We start from the raw sequence: 14,336 nt of genomic DNA, 5'->3' as shown, positions 1-14,336 counted from the left end.
TAGCTTCTCCTTGTAGAATTAAGCCTGATCTTCTTGATCAGAATGTTGGCGAGCATGATTTAAAACAGTCGGTTCAATGCCATAACGCCATTTATCTTCCTGCGCATCGTTCCAAGCTTGTTGTTCTGCGGTCATTTCAATGACATGATTAATTTCACAAAAATGCTGGAAAGCCTGTTGGGGGAGAATCAGTTCAACAAAAAGCGTAGGATCTTGAATGGCAAAATCGAACTCGACAAATTTGGCATTCCGCTCACCAGTAATACGGATATATTTGACCAATGCGGTAGGCTGTTTAGCGTCAATCATGTGCTTATCCTTTTATCAACATCAAAACAATTTCGATGTAGAGCTTCATGCTCATGTACTAGGTTTGCTCTAGATATTCCAAAAGTCGTGCCAACTTTAAAATTTAATTAAAATTCAAATGTTTATTATTTATTGCTCATGAGGATATGAAGCACGACAACATTATTTTCATCAAATAATGAACGTAAAGAGATGCTGATTTCATCAAAAGATGAAACAGTGATTTTGATGGGAGAGGTCGAGTTAATGTTTATAAAAACCAATAACGACTTGATATTGGTTAAAATAAAAACAATATACCTTAAAGGTATGAAAATATAAGAAAAGGTAGTGAAGCTTTTGGTTCAGAATTAGGTAATATCAAGATTGCATTCACAAAGACATATAGCCAAGGATGGATATATCATGCCCCCAGCCAAAGATGTGAAGGTATATAAAAAAATACTGGAACAGAACAAAGATATTCAAGATTTACTCGATAAAATCGTTTTTGATGCTCAACACGGACAAATCTGGTTTGATGAAAATCGAATGCTGTTGATGCATACCAGTATTCTGGGCTTTTTAAGAAAAGATCTCTATCAAATGCTGGGGCTTGAACGCACCAAACGCTTTTTTATTCGTTGTGGTTACCAAGCTGGCATGCGCGATGCAGAAGTGACCTCAAAACTACGACCAAATTTAAATGAAGCAGAAGCTTTTATGGCTGGACCGCAAATGCATGGCATCCGTGGCATGGTACAGGTTGAAGTCAATGAGCTGCATTTAAGTCATGATTTAAAACAGTTTTATGCTGATTTTAACTGGCTTAATTCATTTGAGGCAGAGGTGCATTTAAGTGAATTTGGTGCTTCGGACCAACCCGCTTGTTGGATGTTATTGGGCTATGCCTGTGGCTATAGCAGCTTTGTCATGGGGCAGACCATTATCTATCAAGAGACACATTGCGTTGCTCAGGGTGATGAGCATTGTCGAATCATTGGAAAGCCGTTGAGTGAATGGGAAAATGCCGATGAGTTGATTCGCTTTATGTCACCCGATGCCGTCTCGGATGAAATCATTGCCTTACAGGCGGAACTCAATCAATTAAAGAAAAATATCTATACCGATGCTGAAAGTGATTACACCATGTTTAATGCGGTTGGCGAGTCGGTCGCCTACCGCAAAGTCTGTGATCTACTTAAAAAAGCAGCAGGGAGTAAAGTCGCAGTTTTATTACAAGGTGAAACAGGCGTTGGCAAAGAAGCATTTGCACGTGGTATTCATAATGGCAGTCAGCGCCAAGCGCAACCATTTGTGGCAGTGAATTGTGCCTGTATTCCTCCTGATCTGATTGAGTCAGAACTGTTTGGAGTGGAAAAAGGCGCATTTACTGGTGCGGTTCAATCTCGTATGGGAAAATTTGAACGTGCTCATGGCGGAACAATTTTTCTAGATGAAGTGGTCGAGCTTTCACCGCGTGCACAAGCTGCGTTATTACGTATGCTGCAAGAAGGTGAATTTGAACGGGTAGGAGATAGTCGCACCCGCCAAGTCGATGTCAGACTTGTTGCTGCGACCAATGAGGATTTAGAGCAGGCCGTTAAAGATGGAAAATTCCGTGCAGATTTATATTATCGCTTAAATATTTTTCCTGTGATTATTCCGCCTTTACGTGAGCGAAGAGAAGATATTCCCTTGCTGATTAATCACTTTTTGGCACGCTTTGAAAATATGTATAACAAGACCCTAAAAGGGCTCAGTGATAAAGCGAAAAACTTTATGATGAAATATGATTGGCCTGGCAATATTCGTGAGTTGGAAAACTTGTTGGAAAGAGCCACCTTACTGACCGATCATCAACAGGAAATTAAATTGGACAGTTTGTTTCCTCAACATAAGGATTTAGAAGCAGTGGGTGAAACTGCACAATCGCTGATCAATGTAGAGGATTTATTTAGTGAGAATTTCTCTTTAGATCAACTTGAACAAAATATTATTCGTAGTGCTATGGATAAAAGCCAACAGAATGTCTCAGAAGCTGCACGTATGCTTGGAATTAGTCGGGCAACATTGGATTACCGGTTAAAGAAAATTACGCTAGGTTAAAATCAAATTTGCCTCAATAACCATAGACCAATAGCCATAGAAATGTGCTTGGATAGCGCTTTGATCAGCTACAGGCCGCTATGTTATTTGTCTATAGTTGTTGATAGTTGTCAATTTAAAACAGATGAGTTGAATGTTTGTTTCAATGAAGTCGATTTTATACTTGGATGTTGATCTCATATTTTATTTAAATTATCGGGCTTAAATAAAATACTAAAACAACTTCCCCCTAAAGCTTGTGACTTGGAATATTCAATCCGACCTTCATGCGCGATCATAATTGCATTGACAACAGATAGACCTAAACCACTGCCACCATTCTTCTTGCCTCTGGATTCTTCAAGTCGATAAAACGCATCAAATATAAAGGGGATATGCTGATCTGCAATACCGGGTCCTTGATCTTCAATGGTTAAAACCAAACCTTCTGATTTTTTTTGGGTGCTAATCCGTAAAATCCCTGCCTGTGCATAACGAATTTCATTTTCAAATAACGCAATTAAAATCTGTTCAAGCCGTTGTCGGTCAAAAAAGCAGGTTTGATCTGATAGATCGGTTTCGATGACTAATTTTGCTTGATCAAAACGGTCTTGAAGTAAGTTTACAGATTGTGTAATGACGTCAGATAGACAAACTGACTCTAGGTTAAGTCGAAGTTGTTGATTATCCGCCAGACTTAGGGTTCTTAGATCTTCGATTAAAAATGACAGTTGCTCAACTTGATTGAGCAAATTTTTTAATAAGGTCTTATCGGGGGTAAATATATCGTCAAGCACGCCTTGTAAGCGACCTTGTAAGATGGTCACAGGTGTTCTTAATTCATGTGCAATTGCGGCATTCCAAATAGATGCATTGTTGACTGAGATTTCCAGTTTTTCTGCCATACGATTAAAATCATTGATCATCTTTGTGATTTCAGCGACAGAAGAGGGATTGTCCAATTGCGCTCTTACGGAAAGATTGCCCAAACTAATTTCTCTTGCTGCAATGGCTAAAGAATTTAGCGGGGCGATAAAGCGTTGCGCTAATTTTAATCCTAAATAAACAGAAGTTAATGAACCGCATAAAGTCACCAGTAAAATCCAGATCAGATCAATCAAATTAAATGACCAATCCTCAGAATTTAACTGTTCTAGCGAGACCAATTTAAACTCGATGGCAACAAAATAAGTCAAATAGCCAAAAATCAAGGAAAAACAAGTGGTCAATAAGCTCACTTTGGCCATGGTGATAATCAGCTGGCGGCTAATTCCAATGTTATTTTTCATCATTTTGCCTTAAACGATAGCCAACACCACGGACATTGATCAGTAAGTCAGTTTGATGATGATCTTCCAGTTTTTTACGTAATTTACTGATGTGACTGTCTACAGTACGCTCTAAGGCATCACCATCAGGCAAGCAATGGTTCATTAATTCTGATCGGGTAAAAACCTTGTAGGGTGCTTGCGACATCAACGCAAGAATCTTAAATTCCGTTAAGGTAAGGTTTAACAGTGCTTTCGAATGTTCTTTGATAATGTATACACAAAGTGTTTCTGTATTAATTTCAATTGATTTAAAGCTAATGATTTGGGTTTTCGCCTGAGATGACATTGCACTTCTTCTCAATACTGCCTCAACTCTGGCAATAATTTCATTTGGATTAAATGGTTTTACCACAAAGTCATCAGCCCCGATTCTAAGTGCTGTGACTTTATCCACTTCTTGATCTAATGCGGTCAGCATAATCACAGGGGTTTGTTTGGATTGACGAATATGATTTAAAACTTCCCAACCATTTAAGATCGGCAATTTCACGTCAAGAATCACCAGATCAATCTGTTGCTGCGCATGTATTTCGATGGCTTGCTGTCCATTAAGTGCTCTAAGCACATTGAAGCCATTTTTTTTCAGATAATGCTCCACAATATCGCCGATATCATAATCATCTTCAACGACTAAAATTTGTTTACTGGCTGGATCAGACGCAAAAGAAATATTGCCCATTGCTGGATACTTTAAAATGGATACAGGCCCATCATAATTTATTTTTAGTGGCTATATCCACACAATCTCCACACTTTGGTGACGCTAAGTACACAAATATTGCCAATAATCGTCATATCTAGAACTCTGGGTGCAGATGATGCCTAAGCCTTATTTTTTTATTATTTTATTGGTTGTTTTAAGTGGGAGTGCGTTAACTGGATGTAATCGCTCAGGAAATGCTGAAGCAGAACAAGCACAGCAGGCTGCACCAGCCAAAGTCAGTATTTATACCGTTCAACAGCAATATATTCATTTGATTGAAAACTTACCTGCACGTGTACAAGCCTATCGAATTTCAGAAATTCGCCCACAAGTTGGCGGAATTATTGAAAAGGTGCTGTTTACCCAAGGCAGTGAAGTTAAGGCTGGACAACCCTTATTTAAGATCAATTCGGAAATTCTTCAAGCAGATGTCAATAGTAATCAGGCTTTATTGGCAAAAGCACAGGCAGAAGTGGTGCGTCTAAAAACGCAACAGGAGCGATATCGACAACTGCTTCCTTCCAATGCCATTAGTAAACAGGAATTTAATAATACGGAAGCCGCTTATCAACAGGCTTTGGCTGAAGTTGCTCAAACTAAGGCAGCATTGGCACGACAAAATTTAAACTTACGCTATGCGACTGTACGCGCTCCGATTTCAGGTCAAATTGGTAAGTTGCTGGTAACCGAAGGTGCATTGGTCAGCACCAGCGATACCAATCCAATGGCTTTGGTACATCAGTTAGATAAAGTCTATGTTGATGTTAAACAATCAATTTCTGAATATGAGCAATTGCAAGATCGTTTGAATGATGGTTCGTTGTTACAACGTGGTGGTGCTGATGTCAGCATATCCAATAGTCAGGGTAAATTGTATCCAGTGACTGGAAAGATTTTATTCTCAGATACCAGCGTAGATCCTAATACGGGTGATGTCACCATCCGTGTGGAAGTAAATAACCCTCAACGGAAATTATTGCCAGGGATGTATGTCAGAGTTGGTTTAAACAGAGCATCACAACCCAATGCCTTACTTGTACCTGAGCAAGCTGTGCAAAGAGATATTTCAGGTCAAGCACAACTGATGATTGTAAAAGCAAATCAGACTGCTGAAACACGTCCAGTGAGTTTAGGGCAGTTATATAAAGGTTTCTATGTGGTGAATAGTGGAATTAAAGCTGGTGAAAAAGTCATCGTTGAGGGGCATGATCGAATTCAACAGCCAGAACAGCCTTTAAAAATAACCCAGTGGAAGTCGCAATACATAACCGATGTTGGGGGCACGCAAGCACAAAATAAGGGCAGTGATCAAAGCACGGCAGGTCAGTCTTCTTCGAATATAGGAGAAAAATTATGATATCGCAGTTCTTTATTAAACGGCCAATTTTTGCTTGGGTAATTGCACTCTTTATTATTCTGTTTGGTGTCTTAAGTATTCCAAAGTTGCCGATTTCTCGTTTTCCTTCAGTTGCACCACCTTCGATTAGTATCTATGCAACCTATCCGGGAGCAACACCAGAAACCTTGAATGATAGTGTTGTTACCTTGATTGAGAGAGAGTTATCGGGAGTAAAGAATTTACTTTATTACAGCGCCACCTCAGATGCCAGTGGTCAAGCGAGTATCACCGCCACATTTAAACCGGGGACTGATCCAGAGTTGGCTCAGGTAGATGTGCAAAATAAACTAAAGTCTATCGAACCGAGATTGCCACAATCTGTTAGACAGCAAGGACTGATTGTTGAAGCGGCATCTTCTGGATTTCTGATGATGGTCGGAATCAACTCACCAAATGATCAATTTAAAGAAATTGATTTAAGTGATTATTTGGTTCGAAATGTGGTTGAAGAATTAAAACGGGTTGATGGGGTTGGACGTATCCAATCTTTTGGATCTGAAAAAGCCATGCGTATTTGGATAGATCCAAACAAACTGGTGTCTTATCAGCTGTCGATTAAAGATGTCACAAATGCCATTCAAGCACAAAATACGCCGATATCTCCGGGAAGTGTCGGGAGTTTGCCTGCGGTCCAAGGACAGATGATTACACTGCCATTAACGGCTGAAGGACAATTAAGTACAGTCGAAGAATTTCAAAATATTACTTTGCGCGCCAATCAGAGTGGCGCACAAGTCACACTGAAAGATGTTGCACGGGTGGAGCTTGGTGCGCAAACCTATAGTTTTTCTATTTTAGAAAATGGAAAGCCAGCAACCGCTTTGGCGATTCAAATGAGCCCAGGGGGGAATGCAGTCAAGACATCTGAAGCGGTCAAAGCAAAAGTTGAGGAGTTGAGCAAGGTTTTACCAGAGGGGATGCAATATTCGATTCCTTATGATACTGCGCCGTTTGTTAAAATTTCGATTGAAAAAGTAATCATGACTTTGCTGGAAGCAATGGTGTTGGTTTTCCTTGTCATGTATTTATTTTTACATAACATTCGCTACACTTTGATCCCTTCAATTGTTGCACCGATTGCACTTCTAGGCACATTTGCAGTGATGTTGATCAGTGGTTTTTCGGTCAACGTTTTAACCATGTTTGGTATGGTTTTAGCCATCGGTATTATTGTCGATGATGCGATTGTGGTGATTGAAAATGTGGAACGTATCATGGCAACGGAAGGCTTATCACCTGTTGATGCGACTTCTAAAGCAATGCAAGAAATTACCAGTCCAATCATCGGGATAACCTTGGTACTGGTGGCGGTATTTTTACCAATGGCCTTTGCCAGTGGTTCGGTCGGGATTATCTATAGACAATTTACCGTGACCATGGCGGTATCCATTGCATTCTCAGCATTTTTAGCACTGACCTTAACCCCTGCACTTTGTGCAACCTTGTTAAAACCGATTGAAGCCGATCATCAGAAAAAGGGCTTCTTTGCGTGGTTTGATCGCTTTTTTGACCGCGTCAATAAAAAGTATGAAGCAATTTTAGTGAAATTGTTAAAACACATTTTTACTGTGATGATTGTATTTGTTGTTCTGACAGGTTTCTTAGTATTTGCGTTTAAATCGATCCCAACTGCTTTTTTACCAGAAGAAGACCAAGGCTCATTTATCACCTCATTTCAATTGCCTGCAGATGCCAGTCAAGAGCGTACATTGACCATTGTAAAATCGTTTGAGGAACATTTAAAAAGCAGAGAAAGTATTAAAGAAAATGTCTCTGTACTCGGGTTTGGCTTTAGTGGTTCTGGCAATAACACTGCAATTGCCTTTACAAATTTAAAAGATTTCAAAGAAAGAAATACCTCCGCTGCAGATGAGGTTAACGCTGTAAATGCGGCCATGGCAGAAAGTGCAGAAGGTACGATTATGTCTGTTTTACCGCCTGCAATTGAAGAAATGGGAACAACTTCGGGCTTTACTTTACGTTTACAAGATCGCGGTAATCTTGGAATGCAAGCTTTGAATGAGGCACAAGCGCAGTTGATCGGTCTTGCAGCAACCAGTAAAAAACTGGCTTATGTTTATCCAGAGGGTTTACCGCCAGGTAGTAATGTCGATTTAAAAATTGATCGGAATAAGGCAGAAGCTTTAGGTGTAAATTTTGCTGATGTGACAGACACCATTTCATCTTCAATGGGCTCAATGTATGTCAATGATTTTCCAAATCAGGGACGAATGCAGCAAGTGATTGTTCAAGTCGATGCCGATTCACGGATGAAAGTCACTGATATTCTAAATTTGAATGTGGTTAACAAGACTGGAGCACTGGTTAAACTCTCTGAGATTGTTACACCTGTGTGGACACAGTCTCCGCAGCAATATAATCGCTATAATGGACGACCATCATTGAGTATTGCAGGGGCAGGCGCAGAAGGGGTTTCTTCAGGGGTAGTGATGAAGGAAATGGAGCGACTGATTGAGCAATTACCAAAAGGAATTGGTTATGAGTGGACAGGGCAATCCTTGGAGGAAAAACAGTCAGAAGCGCAAACCAATTTCTTATTGGCATTGTCAATGTTGGTAGTTTTCCTCGTCCTTGCTGCACTCTATGAAAGCTGGTCGATTCCATTGTCGGTGATGTTGGTTGTACCTTTAGGTATGATTGGTGCAGTGGTTGCGGTATGGATCAGAGGAATTCCCAATGATATTTTCTTTAAAGTGGGTTTAATTACCATCATTGGATTATCTGCAAAAAATGCCATTTTGATTGTTGAATTTGCCAAAATGCTAAAAGAAGAGGGAATGACTCTGATTGAAGCCACTGTTGCAGCTGCCAAACTTCGTTTAAGACCGATCTTGATGACATCGTTGGCTTTTACCGCTGGTGTAATTCCATTGGTGATTGCTACAGGTGCAAGCTCTGAAACTCAGCATGCGATTGGTACAGGGGTTTTTGGTGGTATGGTCAGTGCGACGATACTTGCAATCTTTTTTGTCCCAGTATTTTTTGTGTTTATTCTCAGTGCTGTTGAGAAATTACGTGGCAAAGCTTTACCTGTACGTAAACTGCCTTAAGCGCTCTGTGTTAAGCTTTTAATTTTAAGTCTTGTGTTTTGTAGAGGATAAAGCATTTGTCCTCTACAATATTTCTAAGTCCTCCATCGCATTTATTATATGCATTTATTTGAATGCCTAATTATTCTTCCCATTATTTTTATCTCGTATTGTTTTCTTTAGATATACAGGTCAGTTGTTTTAACTGCATTATTTATATAAGTTTATTGTTATATAGACAAACCACCTAATAATTCATACAAATGATTTCCATTAAGTCATTGTTTATCAATGAAGCTTAAGTTTTTATATGAACTTTTAGAAACTGTTGGTTATCAATTCGTTTTTGTGCTTTTGAATCATAGATGGTGATCCTACCGTGGGGCGACAGGGATGTCGCTGTTGGGCGGGGGTACAGGACGTACCCCTCGCCCAACGGAAGATTTTTGTCATCTTTTCATCTCTGAAAAGTGAGGCATCGCCTACGCAAAGATATTTAAACTTTGAATGTAAGAAGTGGCAGTGTAAACTTTTTTATAACCAAATAACTTTTTACATATATTTGATTTAATAGAAAATATTAATTAATGGAAATGATATTCATGTGTCTGAGTTTTTTGACAGGTTGACTTACATTTGAATAGATATGGTTAGTTCCCCGCATTTTTATCGTCAAATTACCCCCTCTAAACTATTCATATTTACATTTAATTACATTTCTCATTAGGCATTTTTGCCTTCTCATTCGTCTATATAGATAAAGGCAATGTTTTTTAAATTCACGGCAATTGATCTGATAGACGAAGCAGGAAGGATTCATGAACAGTACAACGCAATACAATAGATTGAGCAGACAAGAAAAGCACAGGGTTTTATCCAGCACTCAGCAAATGCGCTACATTTATTTGCGCTGTATCTAAGCCTATGTCTGCTGTAATTCTCGCTTCAAATGATAAGCAAAAATACTCTACGTTTTGTGGGGTAGTGATCAGTCATATATTGTTGTTATGGTCTTTGTCTTATTTAAAAACAGATGTTCGTATTGAATCACATTCACCTGAAAATGCGATTCAAATTCGTTTTATCAGCTTGAACAAAACCGATGTTGTACAACAAAGCAGTACAAAGCTGCAGATGGCATCAGAGCAAGCTGCAACGCAATCAAAAGCACAACCTCAATCTACAGTAGCAACAGCGGTACAACATCAACAACAGGTCAAAGTGATACATAGTACTGAGTCAAAAAAGTTGAAGATGGATCAAACAACACAACAGACAACAAAAGCACAAGAAAAAAAACCAACCGATCAACAGACGGAAAGTAAATCTGAATCAAATCGTCAGTCAACACAAACATTCACTGAAACAAAATCATCTACGAATACTGAACAGACTGCTTCAGGTCAGTCAAATGAGATAGCCAAACGTGCAGGTGGTGAAGCAGGCAAAGACAATAAAAAAGATCAAAACGCTGCCTCTACTTCTCAACCACAGCAACCGCTTCCCGTGAGTCGGGTCGATGTACTCAGCTTTGGCAAGCTTAATTACGATGATCGCGAATTGCAAAACCAGCAGCGCTTGTTGGTTCTCACCATCAAAATCAATCCTCAAGGGCAGCCGATAGATGTCAGAGTAAAGCAAAGCTCAGGTATTAGTAGTTTGGATGAAAGAGCTATACAAGCTGCACAAAAAGCAAAATTTAAACCACATATTGTCAATGGTGAAGCATTGGCAATCGTGGTGGATTTTCCCATTCAGCTTAAGCTTGGTCGTAATCGCTGATTGGATCATTAAACAATGAAAGGGTTTATTTAGGAGTTTTTATGAACGCATCAACAGAAAAAGTGATCAGCAGTAGTTTAATGCAACGCTTGAAACAAGAAACACTGGCAGAGCATGAACGTATGGAAATCTTGATGCAGCAATCAGGCGCGTTTGAGAGTAAAGAGAATTATGCGCAATTCACCCTGTCGCAATATTATTTTCAGAAAGATGTTGAACATCTTTATCAAGATTCACAGGTTGAACAATTGATTCCCGATTTAGATGTGCGTGGGCGTTCCGATGCAGCTTTACAGGATTTAGCTGATTTAGGCTTAACACCTCAGCAGCAGGGTATTGCAACCGATGAAATTAGTTTTCCACAATCTTTGGGCTGGATTTATGTTTCAGAAGGTTCAACCTTAGGCGCAGCATTTTTACTCAAAGAGGCTCAGGCTAGATTTGGCTTTAATGCTGATTTTGCTGCACGTAACTTAGCAGCATATCCAGAGGGTCGTGGATTAGTGTGGAAGCGTTTCAAGCAAACCCTAGATGATGCAAATTTTAGTTTAGAGGAACAGCAATTGATTATTGAGGGGGCTATGCAAGGCTTTCATCGTTTTGGTGAACTTTTAGCACAATTAAAAACACTGAAATAAATAATTGATGATGGATAAAGGAAATCAAGCAATGAAGCAAACGGGGTCAGAGACCAATCTAAATACCAGTATTTCTATGTCGGAGCCGAGATTGGCGAAGTCATGGTTGGTTCGCTGGATCTGTATTGCACTGGCGGGGTTATGTCTGGTCTTAGGGACGATCGGTTTGGTGGTTCCTGGTTTGCCTACGTTTGATTTTTATTTTTTGGCAACGTTGTTTGCTGCAAAGGGTTCGCAGCGAATGCATCAGTGGATTGTTAATAATAAAGTCATTGCTCCAATTTTACAGCAATGGCAACTCAAACGAACTTTACCTGTAAAAGTAAAACTATTTTCTTTGGCCAGTATGAGTGTAGCTGCTGGCATTTTAATTTGGACTGTGCCTCATCCATGGGCAGTAGGGACCATTGTTTTGATGATGGTTTGTGTGCAATTGTGGATGTGGTTAAAAGCATAAATGAGGATAATCTCAGGATGGAAATCTTTGAATATTATAAAAATACTGAAGAACTTAAACGCTTGCTGTTGCAAGCAAACTTAAAAGTAACCACAACACGATTAACTGTACTGAATATTTTAAGAAATGCACAACGAGAGCTGACAGCAGCCGAAATTTTGTATAGTCCAGATTTAAAAGTGAAAAAATTATCTTTTGCTGGTGTCTATCAAACCCTGAAACAGCTTGTTAAAGCAGGATTGTTGGTTAAATTTAAGCTTGGCAGTGAACAAGCATTATATTCATTCAAGGGAAGTCAAACCAATATGAGAATATATTGTAAAAAGTGTAGTCAGTTGCAACAAATTAATGATGAGGCTTTAGAGCAGCAAATTCGAGGACTTATTTTAGAACATGGTGCAAGTTCATATCATCTTGTTGTAGAAAAATCCTCTTGTCCTTATTGTAGTCATTAAAACAACATGCCAAAGGGTAGATTATTTTATGATAAAAATATCCATAAATAATAAATCGGAATTTACACTGAATGATAACCCAGATATTGATGTTCAATGTGTATTAACTATTGATAATTTAGCTTTATTTTTTAAGTATATTAAACGATCAAATAGAACATAAGGATGTGCATGAACTAAAAAATAATCATATATACGGGGAATTTCTCTCAGAGTGTCTTGACATTTAAATGATAATTATTATCATTTAACAGACCATCAAAGAGTTGATCCTATTGTGAACAAAAATCCTGCATTTGTAGATCAATTGTACCGTAATCACCAATCTTGGTTGCATCAATGGCTTAGAAAAAAAGTAGGCAATAGTGAGCAAGCTGCAGATTTGGTACAAGATACGTTTATTAAAATTCTGCAAACGCGTGATGAACTTTTTGGAGTAAAAGAACCTCGTGCATATCTGGTGACCATTGCTAGAAATTTAATGATTGATCAGGTGCGCCGTAAGCGCATAGAGCAAGCCTATCTGAATGAATTAAGTCAGATGGAATATATGCTGGATACAATTCCTTCGCCAGAAGATCAACTTCAGGTTGTTCAAGCGATTGACCAGATTTGTCAGGCTTTGATACGCGTCTCTGAAAAAGCACAGCAAGCTTTTGTGCTCCATTATTTTGAAGGTTTAACCCATAAAGAAATTGCAGAAATCATTGGTGTTTCAACCAAGATGATTCAAAAATATCTAGCAACTTGCCTTGTGCAATGCTACGCACTGAAACAAGAGAAGGATTTGTTTGAGTAAATGATTGAAGAAGAGAAGAGTAAGCAACAATTAATCGAAGAAGCAGCGGAATGGATTGTGCTGCTGAGTACCGATGATGACTTACTCAAAAGAACAGCGCAAACAGATTTTGATGCTTGGAAAAGCAAGAGTCCACAACGCCAAAAAATTGCTCAAGATATCGAGCAATATATTACTTCGATTCAAAAACTGGTACAGAATCCACAACAACAGAAAATGACCCAATCTGTATTAAAAACAGGTTTACATAGTGCCCGCAAGCAAAAAAATATGCGCTATGGTGGAATTTTAACGGTGATATTGTGTTGTATAGGTGGCATTTATAGTTATTTTATTTATCATCCAGTGTCATATCTAACCGCTGATATTAAAAATCATGCGGGAGAATGGGCAACCCAAACTTTAGCAGATGGTTCACAACTTAAACTCAGTGGTCAGAGTGCGGTTAATCTAGACTTCTCAGCAAATCAGCGTGTTGTGGAGTTGGTTCAAGGGGAAATATTTGTAGATGTGGCCAAAGACAAAGCCCGTCCTTTTATTGTCAAAACCCAACATGGTCAAATTGAAGCATTGGGAACTGCATTTAGTGTTCAATATCAGCCAGATGCGACTGGTCTTAAAATGCTACATTCCAAAGTGAAAGTTCAGTCCTCGAAACAAGACGAAGATCAAACCAAAGCATCTTCTGTGATTGTGACAGCAGGGCAAGAAGTCATACTTGATCGAAATGGTATACAACCTATACATACTTTTAATTTATACAATGAACAGCAGAAATGGAATCAACGGCATTTGATTGTTGAAAATATGTCTTTGTCAAAAGTGCTAAATGAGTTGAATCGAAACAGCAAAGAAAAAATTATATTTAACGCTGCCAAGTTAGAGCAAATTAAGGTCAATGCTGTATTGCCTTTAGATCATACCGAAAGTGCATTGCAATTATTAAGCAGTGTGTTCCCTCAGCTAAATGTCTATCAAATTACCCCATATTTCACAGTTGTGACTTTGCAATAAACATCATGATTTAAGCACTTGGTTTGAATCATGCTGTTTAGCTTTAAATTAGACCTAAAATTTTAGGATAAAATATGATCAAATCTTCTAATTATTCATACAAGTGATTTACATCAAGTCATTGATCATGAATGAAACTTATGTTTTGTATGAACTTTTAGAAACTGTTGGTTAACAATTCATTTTTTGTGCTTTTGAATCCTAGATGGTGATCTTACCGTGGGGCGACATGGATGTCGCCGTTTGGCGGGGGTATAGGACGTACCCCTCGCCAAACAAAAGATTTTTGTCATCTTTTCATCTCTGAAAAGTGAGGCATCGCCTACGCAAAG

At 38.8% G+C, this 14,336-nt stretch carries 12 protein-coding genes; 9 read left to right on the top strand and 3 right to left on the bottom strand.

The window, feature by feature from the left end:
• Positions 1-18 precede the first annotated feature (18 nt).
• The gene (locus ASC84_RS05860; RefSeq protein WP_056512494.1) at positions 19-309 is read right to left on the bottom strand and encodes a phenol hydroxylase subunit; all 291 of its coding nucleotides are present in this window, start codon (positions 307-309) and stop codon (positions 19-21) included.
• 405 nt (positions 310-714) lie between these two features.
• Here ASC84_RS05860 and mobR point away from each other — a divergent pair, with 405 nt between their 5' ends.
• Entirely contained in the window at positions 715-2,397 is a 1,683-nt protein-coding gene (gene mobR, locus ASC84_RS05855; protein WP_056512491.1) for a phenol degradation transcriptional regulator MobR, read from the top strand.
• Between the two features lie 176 nt (positions 2,398-2,573).
• Here mobR and adeS read toward each other — a convergent pair whose 3' ends face one another.
• Together adeS and adeR are read right to left on the bottom strand one after the other, a co-directional pair.
• The gene (gene adeS, locus ASC84_RS05850) at positions 2,574-3,665 is read right to left on the bottom strand and encodes a two-component sensor histidine kinase AdeS (RefSeq protein ID WP_056512488.1); all 1,092 of its coding nucleotides are present in this window, start codon (positions 3,663-3,665) and stop codon (positions 2,574-2,576) included.
• A complete protein-coding gene (gene adeR / locus ASC84_RS05845) occupies positions 3,655-4,386 on the bottom strand; it encodes an efflux system response regulator transcription factor AdeR (RefSeq protein WP_056512485.1) in 732 nt (243 codons plus the stop codon). Before adeR ends, adeS begins: the two co-directional genes overlap by 11 nt.
• 136 nt (positions 4,387-4,522) lie before the next feature.
• Here adeR and ASC84_RS05840 point away from each other — a divergent pair, with 136 nt between their 5' ends.
• From ASC84_RS05840 to ASC84_RS05805, 8 genes are all read left to right on the top strand, one after another.
• Complete coding sequence (locus tag ASC84_RS05840) at positions 4,523-5,767, top strand: efflux RND transporter periplasmic adaptor subunit (protein WP_081409323.1); 1,245 nt, start codon at positions 4,523-4,525, stop codon at positions 5,765-5,767.
• Positions 5,764-8,880 carry an efflux RND transporter permease subunit gene (locus tag ASC84_RS05835; protein WP_056512479.1) on the top strand — a complete coding sequence of 1,039 codons (3,117 nt, stop codon included), beginning with the start codon at positions 5,764-5,766 and terminating at the stop codon, positions 8,878-8,880. Before ASC84_RS05840 ends, ASC84_RS05835 begins: the two co-directional genes overlap by 4 nt.
• A 903-nt stretch (positions 8,881-9,783) precedes the next feature.
• Positions 9,784-10,641 (top strand): energy transducer TonB, encoded by an 858-nt coding sequence (locus ASC84_RS05830; RefSeq protein ID WP_056512477.1) that lies wholly within the window; start codon positions 9,784-9,786, stop codon positions 10,639-10,641.
• A gap of 41 nt (positions 10,642-10,682) precedes the next feature.
• Positions 10,683-11,279 (top strand): biliverdin-producing heme oxygenase, encoded by a 597-nt coding sequence (locus ASC84_RS05825; protein ID WP_004721344.1) that lies wholly within the window; start codon positions 10,683-10,685, stop codon positions 11,277-11,279.
• 31 nt (positions 11,280-11,310) lie between these two features.
• Positions 11,311-11,736, top strand: a complete 426-nt coding sequence (locus tag ASC84_RS05820) for a YbaN family protein (protein WP_004721341.1) — start codon at positions 11,311-11,313, stop codon at positions 11,734-11,736.
• A gap of 17 nt (positions 11,737-11,753) precedes the next feature.
• Entirely contained in the window at positions 11,754-12,191 is a 438-nt protein-coding gene (locus ASC84_RS05815; protein ID WP_056512474.1) for a Fur family transcriptional regulator, read from the top strand.
• Between the two features lie 277 nt (positions 12,192-12,468).
• Entirely contained in the window at positions 12,469-12,990 is a 522-nt protein-coding gene (locus ASC84_RS05810) for a sigma-70 family RNA polymerase sigma factor (protein ID WP_004721334.1), read from the top strand.
• Positions 12,991-14,004 carry a FecR domain-containing protein gene (locus tag ASC84_RS05805; RefSeq protein ID WP_056512471.1) on the top strand — a complete coding sequence of 338 codons (1,014 nt, stop codon included), beginning with the start codon at positions 12,991-12,993 and terminating at the stop codon, positions 14,002-14,004.
• Positions 14,005-14,336: the final 332 nt, after the last annotated feature.

This window comes from Acinetobacter sp. Root1280, assembly GCF_001425285.1.
GTDB classification, from domain to species: Bacteria; Pseudomonadota; Gammaproteobacteria; order Pseudomonadales; family Moraxellaceae; genus Acinetobacter; species Acinetobacter guillouiae.
This window is presented reverse-complemented; position numbering and strand designations above follow the sequence as displayed.

What these genes read in the sequence shown, in the direction of transcription:
- ASC84_RS05860 (WP_056512494.1), bottom strand. Translation starts at nt 309, where the DNA reads ATGATTGACGCTAAACAGCCTACCGCATTGGTCAAATATATCCGTATT.
- mobR (WP_056512491.1), top strand. Translation starts at nt 715, where the DNA reads ATGCCCCCAGCCAAAGATGTGAAGGTATATAAAAAAATACTGGAACAG.
- adeS (WP_056512488.1), bottom strand. Translation starts at nt 3,665, where the DNA reads ATGAAAAATAACATTGGAATTAGCCGCCAGCTGATTATCACCATGGCC.
- adeR (WP_056512485.1), bottom strand. Translation starts at nt 4,386, where the DNA reads ATGGGCAATATTTCTTTTGCGTCTGATCCAGCCAGTAAACAAATTTTA.
- ASC84_RS05840 (WP_081409323.1), top strand. Translation starts at nt 4,523, where the DNA reads ATGATGCCTAAGCCTTATTTTTTTATTATTTTATTGGTTGTTTTAAGT.
- ASC84_RS05835 (WP_056512479.1), top strand. Translation starts at nt 5,764, where the DNA reads ATGATATCGCAGTTCTTTATTAAACGGCCAATTTTTGCTTGGGTAATT.
- ASC84_RS05830 (WP_056512477.1), top strand. Translation starts at nt 9,784, where the DNA reads ATGTCTGCTGTAATTCTCGCTTCAAATGATAAGCAAAAATACTCTACG.
- ASC84_RS05825 (WP_004721344.1), top strand. Translation starts at nt 10,683, where the DNA reads ATGAACGCATCAACAGAAAAAGTGATCAGCAGTAGTTTAATGCAACGC.
- ASC84_RS05820 (WP_004721341.1), top strand. Translation starts at nt 11,311, where the DNA reads ATGAAGCAAACGGGGTCAGAGACCAATCTAAATACCAGTATTTCTATG.
- ASC84_RS05815 (WP_056512474.1), top strand. Translation starts at nt 11,754, where the DNA reads ATGGAAATCTTTGAATATTATAAAAATACTGAAGAACTTAAACGCTTG.
- ASC84_RS05805 (WP_056512471.1), top strand. Translation starts at nt 12,991, where the DNA reads ATGATTGAAGAAGAGAAGAGTAAGCAACAATTAATCGAAGAAGCAGCG.